This is a genomic window from Sinomonas sp. B1-1, assembly GCF_050474465.1.
Lineage (GTDB): Bacteria > Actinomycetota > Actinomycetes > Actinomycetales > Micrococcaceae > Sinomonas > Sinomonas flava.
The window spans coordinates 84,635-96,744 of the sequence record NZ_JBCHVF010000010.1; the positions used below are offsets into that span (position 1 = coordinate 84,635).

A 12,110-nucleotide genomic window follows, 5' to 3' on the forward strand; every position below is an offset into this window, starting at 1 on the left:
GAGTAAGTCCTATGCCCCGCATCCCCGTCCACACCCTCGACACCGTCCCGGAGGCCTCCCGCCAGCATGCCGAGCGTCTGGAGAAGCGGATGGGCCGGTTCATGAACATCCACGCGGAGATGGCCCACTCCTCGGTGGTGATCGCGGCCTACCAGGGCATGCAGAACGCCATCGCCGAGCACGGGACCTTCGACGCGGCGACCCGGGAGGCGATCGCCCTGGCCGTGGGCAACCAGAACGGCTGCGACTACTGCCAGGGAGCCCACACTGTCTCGGCCCGCAAGGCCGGACTCGCCGACGAGCAGATCCTCGCCCTCCGGGCCGGGGAGGTCGGCTTCGACCCCCGGCTCGCGGCCCTGACCGAGGTCGCCCGGGCCGCCGCCGCCGACACCGGCAATGTCCCCGAGCCCCTCTGGCACGCCGCCCTGGAGGCCGGGTGGACCGACACCGAGCTCACCGAGGCCTTCGCCCACATCGCCGTGAACCTGTTCACGAACTACTTCAACCACTACGCCCATACCGAGCTCGACGTCCCCGCCGCCGAGCCCCTCACCGCCTGACCCGCGCCCAAGCCGTTCGATCGAGGAAGGACCAGACATGGCCGAAGCACCCGAAGTGATCGTCTTCGACGTCAACGAGACCCTCTCCGACATGTCCCCCATGGGAGGCCGGTTCGCCGAGACCGGGGCCCCCGAGCACCTGGCGAAGCTGTGGTTCGCCACCCTCCTGAGGGAAGGGTTCGCCCTCGCCGCCGCCGGAGACGCGGCCCCTTTCGGCGAGATCGGCGCCGAGGTCCTCACCGGACTCCTCGATGGGGCAGGCGTGGCCGATCCCGCGGGCACGGCCCGGAGCCTGGCCGCCTCTGTCGCGGACCTTCCTCTGCACCCGGACGTGCCCGAGGGGGTCCGGGCCCTGAGGGCGGCAGGGCGCCGGCTCGTGACCCTGACCAACGGCTCAGCCCACGTCGCCCAGAAGCTCTTCGACGCTGCCGGGATCCGGGAGGAGTTCGAGGCGCTCCTGTCCGTCGAGGACGCCCCTGCCTGGAAGCCGCACCCCTCCTCCTACCAGTACGCCGCCCAGCGGTGCGGGGTCCGGGAAGAGGACATGCTCCTGGTCGCGGTGCACCCCTGGGACATCCACGGCGCAGCCCGCGCCGGCCTGCGCACCGCCTGGGTCAACCGCGCCCGCGCCACCTACCCGTCGTACCTGGCCCGCCCGGACCTGGCGGTGGCTTCCCTGACGCACCTCGTCGACGAGCTCCCGGGCCGCTGACCCCGCCCCGCCGTGCTGGGCCAGCCAACCTACGCGGCGGTCCGCGGCGCCCGCAGCCGCTATTGTCATCTCCATGGGCACCGAACCGCGGACGTGGCAGGGAATGGTCGAGTGGAACCAGTCGCTGCTGCTGCGCCGGACCGGGCACGACATCCGGTGGTGGGCCGACCTCGCCCGGCAGCAGGGCTTCACGGACAACACGGCCCTGGCGGCGTGGCTGCGCAGCGAGCACGGCGTGACCGGCTACGCCCAGTACGCGGTCTCGTGGGAGGTGTTCGGCTACCCGGACTTCATGCTGCACACCGCCGACGAGCTCCTCGACGGCCAGTACGCCGACCGTCCCCATCTCCGCCCCATCGCCGACGCGGTCCTGGCGTGGGCCGGGACGGCCGACGGCGTGACAATCCAGCTGCGCAAAGGGTATGTCTCCCTCCTCTCGCCGCGGCGGAAGTTCGCCCAGGTCACCGCGGCGACCAAGTCCGGCGTCGACGTAGCGCTCCGCTGGGACGGCCCCGCCCCCAGGCGCCTGGAGCCGCTCCGGGCCCATGGTGGGAACCCGTTCGCGTGGCGCGTCCGCCTGAGCTCCGCGGAGGACGCCGACGACGAGTTCTTCGGCCTCCTCACAGCCGCCCTCGAGCAGAACAGCTGAACACGGCCTCCCCGCCGGAGGCCCGTCGAGCAGAGCCCTGCCCTCCTCAACGACCACTTGGGCGCCTTTCCTGAACGAGACGGCGCTCCAGCCGAGACAGGTGAGTGCAATCATTTCTTGACCCCATATCGGCCTTGGCCCCGTCCCCGTATTCGTCTCCGAAGTCGAGCAGTGCCATGGAAGACCACCCCGTTGGCCCCTGCCTCTGTGCTGGGTGCGTGCAGAACCGGTTTAGCGGAACCGTTGCCGGTGTGGGGGTCACCCGGACACGTCAGTGGTGTTGTAGGACTGGGCGACGATCTTGATCCCCTCGGCCATCCATCTGGCGGACGGGGTGCCGCAGGCGCAGATCGCAAGGCCGCTGGGCCTGTCGAGGAACACGGTCGCCCGCGCCCTGAGGTCCGAGGGACCGCCGGTCTACCGGCAGCCTCCGCGGCCCTCGGCGTTTGACGAGTACGAGGCCCGGGTGCGGGCGATCCTGGCCGAGTTCCCGGGCATGCCGTCCTCGGTGATCGCCGAGCGGCTGGGCTGGCCGGGCTCGGAGTCCTGGTTCTGGAAGCGGGTGGCGCTGCTGCGGCCCGAGTACGCCCCGAAGGACCCAGCCGACCGGCTCGAGCATGCCCCCGGGGACCAGGCCCAGTGCGACCTGTGGTTCCCGCCGCACCGGGTGCCCTCCGCCACGGGGGAATGGGACTCGTTCCCGGTCCTGGTGGTCGTCGCCTCGTACTCGCGTTGAAGTCGGATCAGGTGCACCGCAGAGATGGCCTCCTCGGGCAGGCCTTGTCCTGTTCGGCAGTGGGAAGTCTGCGTGGGGTGGAGTGTGCCAGCCGGGGCCGGTACCCGCCGGGGCGAGGTCAGAGGGCGCCGCCTGCGGCGCGGGGGGCGTCGGGGTCGCGGCGGTGGTCGCCGATGGTCTCGCGGGCGACGTAGTTCTCGAGGTCGAAGAGGTTGTCCCCGGCCCTGCGCGCCACGTTCAGGAGGGTGGTCATGGAGGCGACTTCTTCGACCTGTTCCTTGAGGAACCAGAGGATGAACTGCTCTCCGAGGGCGTCCTCTTCGGCCCTTGCTGCGCGGAAGAGGTCCTTGATCCGGGCGGTGACCTCCTTCTCCTGGGCGAGGGCCAGGGCGAGGGGTTCGGTGGCGTCGGCGAAGCCGCCGCGGACCTCGCCGACGGGCGGGATGCGGATGGGGACGAGCAACGCGGTTGCGCTGGCCTCGTGGGCCCTGAAGAGGAGAGCGTTGGGCTCTTCTGTCCGGCGGCACGGTTCTGTGATGATGCGCGTCACGTCGGCGCGGGATACGGTCGAAGCATGCTGAATCCCCACGACGGCGTGGTCGCGCGCGCCCAGGAGCTGTCCGAACTGGACGCGCTCCTGGGCGCTGCCGCGTCCGCGGGCCCGCAGTGCGTCATCGTCGAGGGACCGTCCGGGATCGGGAAGACGGCGCTGGTTGATGCGTTCGCCGCGCTCCACCCAGACCTCCCGGTGCGCCGCGCGGAGGGGACGCCGTGGGAGCGGGGGCTTCGCGGCGGCGTCCTTGCCCAGCTCGGGGTCGCGTCGCCGCCGGGCTCCGGCCGGCTGGACGAGGAGGGCTCCGGGGCCGAGGCGTGGGGACCCGACGGCGACCAGCCCGCGTGGCTGCCCGCCGGCCGCGCCGCGGGGGAGTGGCTCGCGGGGCTGACGGGGGCCGGCGGTCCGACGGAAGGCGGCCCCGCCCTCGTCGTGCTCGACGGCCTCGAGGACGCCGACGAGCTCTCCCTCGAAGCCCTCGCCTTCGCCCTCCGCCGGCTGCGCGGCCCCGTCCTGGTCCTCGCCGCATGCGGGCCAGCCGGGACACGCCCGGCCAGCCCCGCCGCCCAGTTCGCCGGCGCCGTCCGGGCCCGGCGCCTCCGGCTCGGGCCCCTCACGCACGAGGCCCTGCGCGAGCTCGCGTTCGCGCGCGCCGGGGTGGACCTGGGACCGGACGCCGTGCAGGCGCTCTGGCGCGCGACCGGCGGGAATCCGGGGCTCGCCCTCGAGGCGCTCGCGGACGGAGTGGAGGCCCTCGGGGCGGAGACGCTCGCAGCGGAGGGGCCGCGCGCCGTCGTGCGCTCTGTTGCCGAGCGTGCGGAGGCCGCGCTCGCGGGGCTCCCCGCGCCGTCGCGCGCTTTGGTCGAGGCGGTGAGCGTGCTCGGGGGCACCCCGAGCGCCGCTGCGGCCGCGCAGCTCGCGCGGCTCCCCGAAGGCGATGCGGAGGCCCTGCTCGCCGCCGCCGACGCCGCGTGGGCGGCCGGGCTGCTCGAGTGCCGCACCGTCGCCGGAAGCCTTCAGGTCACGATCCGCGACCCGCTGGTCCGCGACGCGGTGCACGCCGGCCTCGGCCCGCTCCGGCGGTCGACGCTCCATGCGCGCGCCGCCGAGCTCTCCGAATCGACCCGGGACAGGGTCCGCCACCTTGTCGCCGCTGCGGCGATGCCCGACGGCGACCTCGCCGCCGCCGTGGACGCCCTCGCCGAGGCGGAGGCGGCCGAGGGCGACTGGGGGGCCGCGGCGGATGCACTCGTCGCCGCCGCGCGGCTCCACGTCGACCCGGCGCTGCGCGAGGACCGTCTTGTGCGGGCGGCGGAGGCGATGATCGGGGCCGGGGACCTGACCCGGGCCGCCCCGCTCGCCCGGCAGATCGAGTCGCTGCCGCAGGGCGCCGAGCGCGATGCCGCGCTGGCCTACCACGCCATCCACACCGGGCAGGCGCGCCGGGCCGGTGCGCTCCTCGCGCGGGCCTGGGAGACGCGGCCGCCCACGGCCCCCGCGGACCTGTCCGCGCGCATCGCCCAGTACCGGGTCCTGGACGCCCTCGGGAACTGGGACGGGGAGGCCATGCTGGCCTGGACCGAGACCGCCGTGCGGATTGCCGGCCCCGACAGCACCGCCGGGATCGAGGCCCGCGCGATGCTCGGGCTCGCCCTCGGCCTCATGGGGCGCCACGAGGAGGCGCGGCGGGCGTACGACGAGCTCTCGTCCTCCGCGCACCTCGCGGGACGAGACCAGCGGCTCCGACTCGGCCGGGGATGGGTCGCGCTCGCCCTCGACGACATGGACACGGCGCGGCTCGAGCTCCGCGCCGCGATCCCGCCGGCGCGGCGGCCCGGCTCGCTGCGCATCGCCCTCTGGGCGCACGCGTGGCTCGCCCGCGCCGAGTTCGCTGTGGGCCGCTGGGACGACGCGCTGGCGACGGCGCGTGCCGGGCTCGCGCTCAACGACCCCGTGGGGATCAGCCTTGTGGAGCCCGTGCTGCGCCTGACCGCCGCGCAGGTCTGCGCCCTGAGGGGCCAGGCCGCCGAGGCCGCGGAGCACAGCCAGCAGGCCCAGTCGGGACCCGAGGCCTACCCCGTCATGCGGCTCAGCGGCGCGATGGCGGCCGCGGCCGTGGCCGAGAGCGCCGGGGACTACGCGGCCGTGCTGCGCGCCTTGGAGCCCATCGTGCACATGGACCGCACGCCGTGGGTCGACGAGCCCGGATTCTGGCCGTGGCAGGACGTCTACGCCAACGCCCTCGTGATGGCCGGCGAACTCGACCGCGCCGACGCCTTCCTGGCGCCGCTCGAGGCGGCCGCGCGCGGCGTCGGGCACCGAAGCACGACGGCGCGGCTCGGCTCCGTGCGCGGGCGGCTGCTCGGGGCGCAGGGCCGGCTGGACGAGGCCGTGGCGGTGTTCGAGGAGTCGCTGGCCGCGATCGAGGGGCTGCCGCTGCCCTGGGGCGCCGCTCGGGTGCGGTTCGCCTACGGGCAGACGCTGCGCAGGGCCGGGCGGCGCCGCGACGCGAGCGGTGTCCTCGCAGCGGCCAGGGACGCGTTCGCCGTCCTGGGTGCGAGCGTCTACGTGGCCCGGTGCGAGCGCGAGCTGCAGGCTGCCGGGACCGGGGTGTTCCGTTCGCGGGCCGGTTCCCGTGCCGAGTCCGAGGACGCGGGGGCGCATGCACCGGTTCCCGCTCCCGCCGCGTTCACCGCGCAGGAGGAGGCCGTCGCCCGGCTCGTGGCGGACGGCCGCAGCAACCGGGAGGCGGCACGCGAGCTGTTCGTGTCCGTCAAGACGGTGCAGTACCACCTCACCCGGATCTACGCGAAGCTCGGGATCGGCTCACGGTCGGAGCTCGCGGCCGTGTACCGCGGGGGAGCCGCCGACGAGGAGGCGCTGTGAGGGGCGGGGCCGACGAGGGGAACGCGTCGCACGGGAGCCGCGCCCCCGCCGACCCGCCCCCTCACGCCAGCGGGACCCGCAGCGCCAGACCCGGATAGATCACATCGGGGTCGAAGAGGATGTCCCGGTTCGCGGTGAAGATGAGCCCGTACTTGCCCCCGTCGCCATAGTACTGCTGCGCGATCCCGGAGAGGGTGTCGCCGTTGGCGACTGTGTGCAGCGAGAACCCGGAGTAGGTGCCGCCCATGAGCTGCCGCCCGAAGGTGACCGGGACGGTGACGGACGCGTCGTTCTCGGGCAGCCCACTGGGATTGGCGCCCTGGACTGTCACGGTGCCCTCCGGCGTCGTGGGCGAGCCGAGCCCGAACGCGGCGTGGAACAGCGAGAAGCCGTTGCCCCCGCCCAAAAGGTGCGATTCGGCGACGACGTGCCCGGCGGCGTCGCGCACGATCACCGAGCCGTAGACGCCCTCGAAGGCGGCGCCCAGACCCGCCACGACCACTTGGGCGCCCAGGATGTCGAAGGGAAGGGGAGTGCGGAGGCTGATCTGCGGCAGGATCGACATGGCACCAGTGTCGGCGGTCACCTCAACGCTGTCACGGGTTGATCTGTCGGATTTTTCCGACGTATAGTGGACGCATGCTACCCGACGTCTTCGGTGCCCTCGCGAACTCCGCGCGGCGCACCGTCCTCGACGCGCTCCGCGCCGGGCCGAGGACGGCGGGCGAGCTCACCGGGCTGCTCGACCTCAGCCGCTCCGCCGCCTCGGAGCACCTCGCGGTCCTCCGCGATGCGGGCCTGGTCCGCGAGGAGCGCCGCGGGCGGAACCGCGTCTACCACCTCCAGGCCGCGGGCCTCCTCGAGGTGCGGGACTGGGTGGGGCATTTCGAGCACTACTGGGGCGGGCGCCTCGACGCGCTGGCCGACCTTCTGGACGAGGAGAGAACCCCATGACCGAGAACGACCGCGCCGAGAACACGATCCGCCTCGAGCGGCGCTTCGCCCACCCGCCGGCCGCCGTGTGGGCCGCGCTCACGACGCCGGAGCTCCTCGCCCGCTGGTGGGCGCCCGGCGACATCGCCCCAGCCGTCGGCCACCGCTTCACCATGGACATGGCCGAATGGGGCCAGCAGAAGTGCGAGGTCCTCGCCGTCGAGCCCGGCGTGTCCATCCGCTTCAGCTTCGCCGAAGGCACGCTGGACACGACCATCACGTGGAGCCTCGAAGCGGTCGACGGCGGCACCCTCCTCACGCTCGAACACGCCGGGTTCCGCCTCGACACCCCTCTGGGCGCCCGTGCGATCGAAGGCATGGGGAACGGCTGGCCAGGCGTCCTGTCCCGGATCGACCGCGTGCTCGCGGAGGCAGATCAGGCCTGACGGTCCTGGCGGTCGTCGGTGAGGCGAATACGCCCCCGGTCGGGGCGGAAACCGTGCTCGATGCCCCAGAGGATCGCCTGGCTCCGGTTCGTCACGCCGATCCGGCGGTAGCAGCTGCGGATGAAGGTCTTGACCGAGTTGATCGACAGGTGGGTGCGGCTGGCAATCTCGGCGTTGGTCAGTCCCTGGGTGATGAGCGCGAGGACCTCGGCTTCCCGAGGGGTCATTCCCTCCTCGCGGCCGGGCCAGTCGCCGCCGACCGCCTTCGACGAGCCGTCCCGGGGCGAAGGCGCCCGAGCCTCTCCCCGGTGCACGGCCTGCAGCGCGGTGACCAGGTGCCCCGCCGGGAGGCTCTTGGGCAGGTAGGCGGTGGCCCCGTTGGCCAGAGCGGCGTCCACGAGTCCGGGATCGACGTTCCATGAGTACACCACCACCTTGCCGGCCATCGGATTCGAGGCAAGGCGGCGGACATCCTCGCCGTCGCCCTGCGCCGCGGCGAACGTGTCGTACAGCGTGACGTCGACCGGCTGGGCGACGTTCTTCCTGAAGTCGACCTCGACGATCTGGATCACGTCCCGGTACGACCGGAGCATGCCGATCAGTCCTTGCGCCACGACCTCGTAGTCGTTGACGAGCGCCACACGGATCGCACTCATTCCCCAACTGTAGGCCAAAGGGCTCCTCGCAACTGTGCCCCAGGGCTCTTCACCCCGCGGGGTGAAGACGTACCTGTCTACCCGACCATACGCTGGATGCATGTCGTACCCCTCAGCGGATTCCGAGCCAGCCACCGTCCGCGAGCTCATCGTCCAGCTCGCGCAGGTCGAGGACGCCATGCGCCAGGCAGCGGGGGCCGCGCCGAGCGGCGACACCGCCGCGCTTGCCGAGCGCGAGCAGTCCATCGTCCAGGCGCTGCACGAACACGGCCTGCCGTTCCACGCCCAAGGCGTGGAAGGGGCATGAGCCGACCCGACGTGCAGATGGTGATCGTCAGGGAACGCGGCAATGAGATCCACGGGTATGCCGTAGCGTCCGGCGGCGGTCGCGTCTACGTTGTCTGGGAGGTCGCGTCCGGCCGGCGCCGCCAGCGTGGCTTCCGTGCCGAGCACGTCTTCGTGCCGGGAACCGAGCTTCCCTGGAGGGGCCTGCCGATCCCGCCCGACCAGCTCGAGGAGCCCCGCCGGATCCGCCGCTGACCGCTCCGTCTCGTTTCACCGAGCGGACGAAGGGGTACCTTCCCAGAGACCGTGGGGCGGGGCCATGCCCGCCGCGCCGCATCAGGGACAGGAGCTCGGACACGTGATCACCTCAGGGGGTCAAGACCAGTCGTCTTCCGCCCGCGTGCCGACGGCAGTGGGAATCGGCGGCCTCCTGGCCGCCCAGGAGGAGACGGCAGAGCCTGCCGACCACCCGGCTATCGTCGGGGGAGGCCGGGGAGGCCCGCGGCGCCGTCGTCCGCTCCGGACCGCGGCGATTGCCATGGGCGTCGTCATAGCCCTCGTGGTCGCCGGCTCAGTTCTCGTGGCGCTGGTCCTGCGCTCTGCCCTTGGGATGGACAAGGTCGCCGACTACCCGGGCCCCGGAACGGACCCGGTCACGGTCACGGTCCAACAGGGCGATGCCCTTGCCACGGTCGCCAAGGAACTGCAGGAGCAGGGCGTGGTCGCGGACGCCGACACGTTCGTCCGCGCGTTCGGGGACACCGGCGGGAAGGTCCACCCCGGCGACTTCACCTTCAAGAAGGAGATGAAGGCCTCGGACGCCGCGCAGGTCCTGGCGGGCGACGGCTCGAAGGTTATGTACTTCGCGCTGAGCGCTGGGTTGCGCATCAACGAATCGCTCGACGCGATCGCCAAGTCGGCGGGCGTCGACCGGAAGGAACTCGACTCGCTGAACAGCCAGCCTTCCCAGTTCGGGCTCCCGTCACAGGCCAAGACCCTCGAAGGCTATCTGGCGCCAGGCGAGTACCGCTTCCCGGTGGGGACGCCGGCGAAGGACGTCCTCACCTCGCTCGTCTCGGCGACCCTCGACGAGCTCAAGCAGGACGGCATCACTGACCCGGCGAAGCAGTACGAGGTGCTGACGGTCGCGAGCATCGTCCAGGCCGAGGGCGGCCGGGCCGACTACGGCAAGGTCGCCGGAGCCATCGAGAACCGCCTCAAGCCGAACGATGAGACCAAGGGCCTCATCCAGTCCGACGCCACGGTGACCTACGGTCTCGGCACGAAGACCGTCCAGCTCACCGAGGAACAGAAGGCGGACGGGAACAACCCGTACAACACCTACGTCCATCCCGGCCTCCCGCCGGGACCCATCGGCTCGCCCGGATCGAAGGCGGTCGCAGCAGCGGCGCACCCCACCGCCAACGACTACCTGTTCTGGGTCACCGTCAACCTCGACACCGGCGAGACCAAGTTCGCGAAGACCTACGCGGAGCACCAGGCCTACGTGGAGCAGTACCAGCAGTGGTGCACGGCGAATCAGGGGAAGTGCAAGTGAGGAGGCTCGAGGGACGACGGCGGCGCGTCGCCCACGCGTGAGCGCGCCTACTCGTTGACGAGAACCGGCACTCCGACGGCAACGGAGACTGCCTTGCCCGTGGCGTCGGCCGGCACGGTGATGCTGAACTCCTCGGTCTCGCTCGGCGGCCCGACGTGCCCGTGGCCTGCATCGCCGTCGGCGTGGTGCTCGAACCGGGCCGTGCCGAGGAGCGTGCCGGCGGCATCGTAGAAGCCGGCGACGACGACGAGCTCGAGCAGGTCGCTCACGTCCGAGGTAATCCGCACCGAACCTGTGACCTTCTGGCCGTCGAAGGCGAGCCCGTCGATCTCGAAGCGGTTGTCGAACGGACCCGCGGCGCGGACTGCCTGGCCAGGCTGCGGGTGAGCGTCCGCGAGGGACGGGAGGTCAGGCTCCCCGGAGGGCGCCGTGAGGCCGGGCAGCTGCGTCTGGACCGAGGCCGGCTGGGGAGTGGCGGTCTCGGACGGGGCCGGAGCTGCGCAGCCGGCCAGGAGCGCGGCAACGGCGAGGGCGGGGGCGAGGAAGAGCTTCATGGCAGTCCTGGTGGGAGGTCGGCGGCCGGGTGAGGGGCAGTCTGGGGACTGCCCCTCACCCCGCCCGGAAGTGGATCAGCGGAGCCCGAGGGCGTCCGTGACGATGCCGAAGAGGTCGGTGTTGTCCACCGTGCCCTGCAGCTTCTCGGAGCCCGCTCCGTAGGAGTAGACCGGGACGTCCGCGCCGGTGTGGTTTCCCGAGAGGTAGGTCAGCCACAGGCTGGCCTCCTTCGTCCCGTCCGTGACGCCTGCGGGGTCGTCGGCGGTGCGGAACGTGGCCGGAGCGAAGTTGTGCGGGTCGCCCGCGCCGGCGCCGTTCACGATCCCGGTCGAGCGCGACGCGTCCTTCGTGTTGCCGCCCGTGCGGCTCGGCGTGGAGTTGTTCGCGGGGTTGCTGCCGTCGGCGTTGACCGGCGGGTTCGCGGCCTCGGCGTTGGTGAAGCTGCCCTTCTCGATGACGTTGAAGCCGGCGCACTCGTGGTCCGCCGTCACCACCACGAGCGTGTGCCCGTCCTTCTTCGCGAAATCGAGGGCGACGGCGACCGCGTCGTCGAACGCCTTGATCTCCCCGAGCGTCTGCGCGGCGTCGTTCGCGTGCGAGCGCTTGTCGATCAGCGCGCCCTCGACCTGGAGGTAGAAGCCGTTGCCCTTCTCACCCGTGCCGAGCAGGTCGATGGACTTCTTGGTCATCTCGGCGAGCGTCGGCTCCTTGGCCTCCGGCGAGGCGGGGTTGTCCTGCTTGGACTTCTCGACCGTCAGGTTGCCCTTGTTGAACAGGCCGAAGACCTTGCCGCCCTGGGTCTTCGCGAGGTCGTCCTCGGTGGCGACGGTCTGCGAGGCCGGCGAGCTGAGGACGTCGTAGCCCTGGTCGCGCAGCGCCTTCTCGTCCGCGGTGTCGAACCGGCTCAGGCCGCCGCCGAGGATCACGTCGGCGGTGCCGTTGCGGGCGATCTGCTTGGCGATGGGGGTCACGCGGAGGTCGTCCGTCGGAAGCTCCGAGCCGGTCACGCCGGTGTCCTGGCAGGACTTGGCCGTGTACACGGGTCCCTGGCAGCCGCGTGCGAGGGCGTGGCTCATCTGGCCGGCCGGGGTCGCGTCGGTGATCTCGGCGGTGCTGACGTTGCCCGTGCGGTAGCCGGCCTGCTTGGCCATCTCCATCACGGTCGGGGCGAGCTCGCCCTTGGCGTTCACGCCGAGGGCGGCGTTGTAGGTCTTCACGCCGGACGACCAGGCGGTCGCGGCGGAGGCGGAGTCGGTGACGTAGTTCGGCGCGAAGCCGGCCTCCCCGGGCTGGCCGGACTTCTTCTCCACGGCGTAGGTGCTCACGAAGCCGTGGGACGGCAGGGTCTCCATGACGAGGCGGCCGTGGGCGCCGTAGAACCGCTCGCGGCCGGCGGTGACGTGGGTGCGGCCCATGCCGTCGCCCAGCAGGTAGATGACGTTCTTGATGCGGCCGTCGTTCGCAGCCGGAGCGGCCGAGGCTGGCTCCGCGGCGCCTGCACCGATCGACGTGGCGATGATCGCTCCGACCGCGCAGGCCGAGGCGAGCGCCGCAATCGTGCGCTTCATGTGGGGTTCCTCC

General features: G+C 72.3%; 15 protein-coding genes. 10 read left to right on the plus strand and 5 right to left on the minus strand.

Features of this window, described 5'->3' with window-relative positions:
• The first annotated feature begins 11 nt into the window (after positions 1–11).
• The 4 genes from ACQ5BE_RS14185 to ACQ5BE_RS14200 all read left to right on the plus strand — a co-directional run bounded on the left by ACQ5BE_RS14185 (position 12) and on the right by ACQ5BE_RS14200 (position 2,657).
• Positions 12–560 (plus strand): carboxymuconolactone decarboxylase family protein, encoded by a 549-nt coding sequence (locus tag ACQ5BE_RS14185; protein WP_430297609.1) that lies wholly within the window; start codon positions 12–14, stop codon positions 558–560.
• Between the two features lie 37 nt (positions 561–597).
• Positions 598–1,272 carry a haloacid dehalogenase type II gene (locus ACQ5BE_RS14190; protein ID WP_430297610.1) on the plus strand — a complete coding sequence of 225 codons (675 nt, stop codon included), beginning with the start codon at positions 598–600 and terminating at the stop codon, positions 1,270–1,272.
• A gap of 73 nt (positions 1,273–1,345) precedes the next feature.
• Positions 1,346–1,921, plus strand: coding sequence for a DUF5655 domain-containing protein (locus ACQ5BE_RS14195; RefSeq protein WP_430297611.1), 576 nt, complete (start codon positions 1,346–1,348; stop codon positions 1,919–1,921).
• A 301-nt stretch (positions 1,922–2,222) separates the two neighbouring features.
• A complete protein-coding gene (locus ACQ5BE_RS14200; RefSeq protein WP_430297612.1) occupies positions 2,223–2,657 on the plus strand; it encodes a hypothetical protein in 435 nt (144 codons plus the stop codon).
• 118 nt (positions 2,658–2,775) lie between these two features.
• Here ACQ5BE_RS14200 and ACQ5BE_RS14205 read toward each other — a convergent pair whose 3' ends face one another.
• The gene (locus ACQ5BE_RS14205; protein ID WP_430297614.1) at positions 2,776–3,207 is read right to left on the minus strand and encodes a ferritin; all 432 of its coding nucleotides are present in this window, start codon (positions 3,205–3,207) and stop codon (positions 2,776–2,778) included.
• 24 nt (positions 3,208–3,231) lie between these two features.
• Between ACQ5BE_RS14205 and ACQ5BE_RS14210 the strand changes: the two genes are divergently transcribed.
• A complete protein-coding gene (locus tag ACQ5BE_RS14210; RefSeq protein WP_430297615.1) occupies positions 3,232–6,096 on the plus strand; it encodes an AAA family ATPase in 2,865 nt (954 codons plus the stop codon).
• 61 nt (positions 6,097–6,157) lie between these two features.
• Here ACQ5BE_RS14210 and ACQ5BE_RS14215 read toward each other — a convergent pair whose 3' ends face one another.
• A complete protein-coding gene (locus ACQ5BE_RS14215) occupies positions 6,158–6,661 on the minus strand; it encodes a LysM peptidoglycan-binding domain-containing protein (protein ID WP_430297616.1) in 504 nt (167 codons plus the stop codon).
• A 74-nt stretch (positions 6,662–6,735) separates the two neighbouring features.
• Between ACQ5BE_RS14215 and ACQ5BE_RS14220 the strand changes: the two genes are divergently transcribed.
• Both ACQ5BE_RS14220 and ACQ5BE_RS14225 read left to right on the plus strand, forming a co-directional pair.
• Complete coding sequence (locus ACQ5BE_RS14220; RefSeq protein ID WP_430297617.1) at positions 6,736–7,050, plus strand: ArsR/SmtB family transcription factor; 315 nt, start codon at positions 6,736–6,738, stop codon at positions 7,048–7,050.
• Positions 7,047–7,475, plus strand: a complete 429-nt coding sequence (locus ACQ5BE_RS14225; RefSeq protein ID WP_430297618.1) for an SRPBCC family protein — start codon at positions 7,047–7,049, stop codon at positions 7,473–7,475. Before ACQ5BE_RS14220 ends, ACQ5BE_RS14225 begins: the two co-directional genes overlap by 4 nt.
• Here the strand turns inward: ACQ5BE_RS14225 and ACQ5BE_RS14230 are convergent.
• On the minus strand, positions 7,466–8,131 hold the full coding sequence (locus ACQ5BE_RS14230; RefSeq protein ID WP_344300795.1) for a response regulator transcription factor: 666 nt from the start codon (positions 8,129–8,131) through the stop codon (positions 7,466–7,468). The genes ACQ5BE_RS14225 and ACQ5BE_RS14230 overlap by 10 nt on opposite strands.
• A gap of 100 nt (positions 8,132–8,231) precedes the next feature.
• On the opposite strand from ACQ5BE_RS14230, the gene ACQ5BE_RS14235 reads away from it, so the two are divergent.
• The 3 genes from ACQ5BE_RS14235 (at position 8,232) to mltG (ending at position 9,974) form a co-directional block, all read left to right on the plus strand.
• Positions 8,232–8,438, plus strand: coding sequence for a hypothetical protein (locus tag ACQ5BE_RS14235; RefSeq protein WP_344300793.1), 207 nt, complete (start codon positions 8,232–8,234; stop codon positions 8,436–8,438).
• Positions 8,435–8,671 (plus strand): hypothetical protein, encoded by a 237-nt coding sequence (locus tag ACQ5BE_RS14240; protein WP_344300792.1) that lies wholly within the window; start codon positions 8,435–8,437, stop codon positions 8,669–8,671. The genes ACQ5BE_RS14235 and ACQ5BE_RS14240 overlap by 4 nt, the downstream gene beginning before the upstream one ends.
• Positions 8,672–8,816: 145 nt before the next feature.
• Complete coding sequence (gene mltG, locus ACQ5BE_RS14245; RefSeq protein WP_344300791.1) at positions 8,817–9,974, plus strand: endolytic transglycosylase MltG; 1,158 nt, start codon at positions 8,817–8,819, stop codon at positions 9,972–9,974.
• A gap of 47 nt (positions 9,975–10,021) precedes the next feature.
• Here mltG and ACQ5BE_RS14250 read toward each other — a convergent pair whose 3' ends face one another.
• The gene (locus ACQ5BE_RS14250; RefSeq protein ID WP_430297619.1) at positions 10,022–10,528 is read right to left on the minus strand and encodes a hypothetical protein; all 507 of its coding nucleotides are present in this window, start codon (positions 10,526–10,528) and stop codon (positions 10,022–10,024) included.
• A 75-nt stretch (positions 10,529–10,603) separates the two neighbouring features.
• The gene (locus tag ACQ5BE_RS14255) at positions 10,604–12,097 is read right to left on the minus strand and encodes an alkaline phosphatase (protein WP_430297621.1); all 1,494 of its coding nucleotides are present in this window, start codon (positions 12,095–12,097) and stop codon (positions 10,604–10,606) included.
• Positions 12,098–12,110 lie beyond the last annotated feature (13 nt).

Bases quoted from the DNA above. Each gene is read 5' to 3' on its own strand.
- ACQ5BE_RS14185 (WP_430297609.1), top strand. From the start codon at position 12: ATGCCCCGCATCCCCGTCCACACCCTCGACACCGTCCCGGAGGCCTCC.
- ACQ5BE_RS14190 (WP_430297610.1), top strand. From the start codon at position 598: ATGGCCGAAGCACCCGAAGTGATCGTCTTCGACGTCAACGAGACCCTC.
- ACQ5BE_RS14195 (WP_430297611.1), top strand. From the start codon at position 1,346: ATGGGCACCGAACCGCGGACGTGGCAGGGAATGGTCGAGTGGAACCAG.
- ACQ5BE_RS14210 (WP_430297615.1), top strand. From the start codon at position 3,232: ATGCTGAATCCCCACGACGGCGTGGTCGCGCGCGCCCAGGAGCTGTCC.
- ACQ5BE_RS14215 (WP_430297616.1), bottom strand. From the start codon at position 6,661: ATGTCGATCCTGCCGCAGATCAGCCTCCGCACTCCCCTTCCCTTCGAC.
- ACQ5BE_RS14220 (WP_430297617.1), top strand. From the start codon at position 6,736: ATGCTACCCGACGTCTTCGGTGCCCTCGCGAACTCCGCGCGGCGCACC.
- ACQ5BE_RS14225 (WP_430297618.1), top strand. From the start codon at position 7,047: ATGACCGAGAACGACCGCGCCGAGAACACGATCCGCCTCGAGCGGCGC.
- ACQ5BE_RS14230 (WP_344300795.1), bottom strand. From the start codon at position 8,131: ATGAGTGCGATCCGTGTGGCGCTCGTCAACGACTACGAGGTCGTGGCG.
- ACQ5BE_RS14235 (WP_344300793.1), top strand. From the start codon at position 8,232: ATGTCGTACCCCTCAGCGGATTCCGAGCCAGCCACCGTCCGCGAGCTC.
- ACQ5BE_RS14240 (WP_344300792.1), top strand. From the start codon at position 8,435: ATGAGCCGACCCGACGTGCAGATGGTGATCGTCAGGGAACGCGGCAAT.
- ACQ5BE_RS14250 (WP_430297619.1), bottom strand. From the start codon at position 10,528: ATGAAGCTCTTCCTCGCCCCCGCCCTCGCCGTTGCCGCGCTCCTGGCC.
- ACQ5BE_RS14255 (WP_430297621.1), bottom strand. From the start codon at position 12,097: ATGAAGCGCACGATTGCGGCGCTCGCCTCGGCCTGCGCGGTCGGAGCG.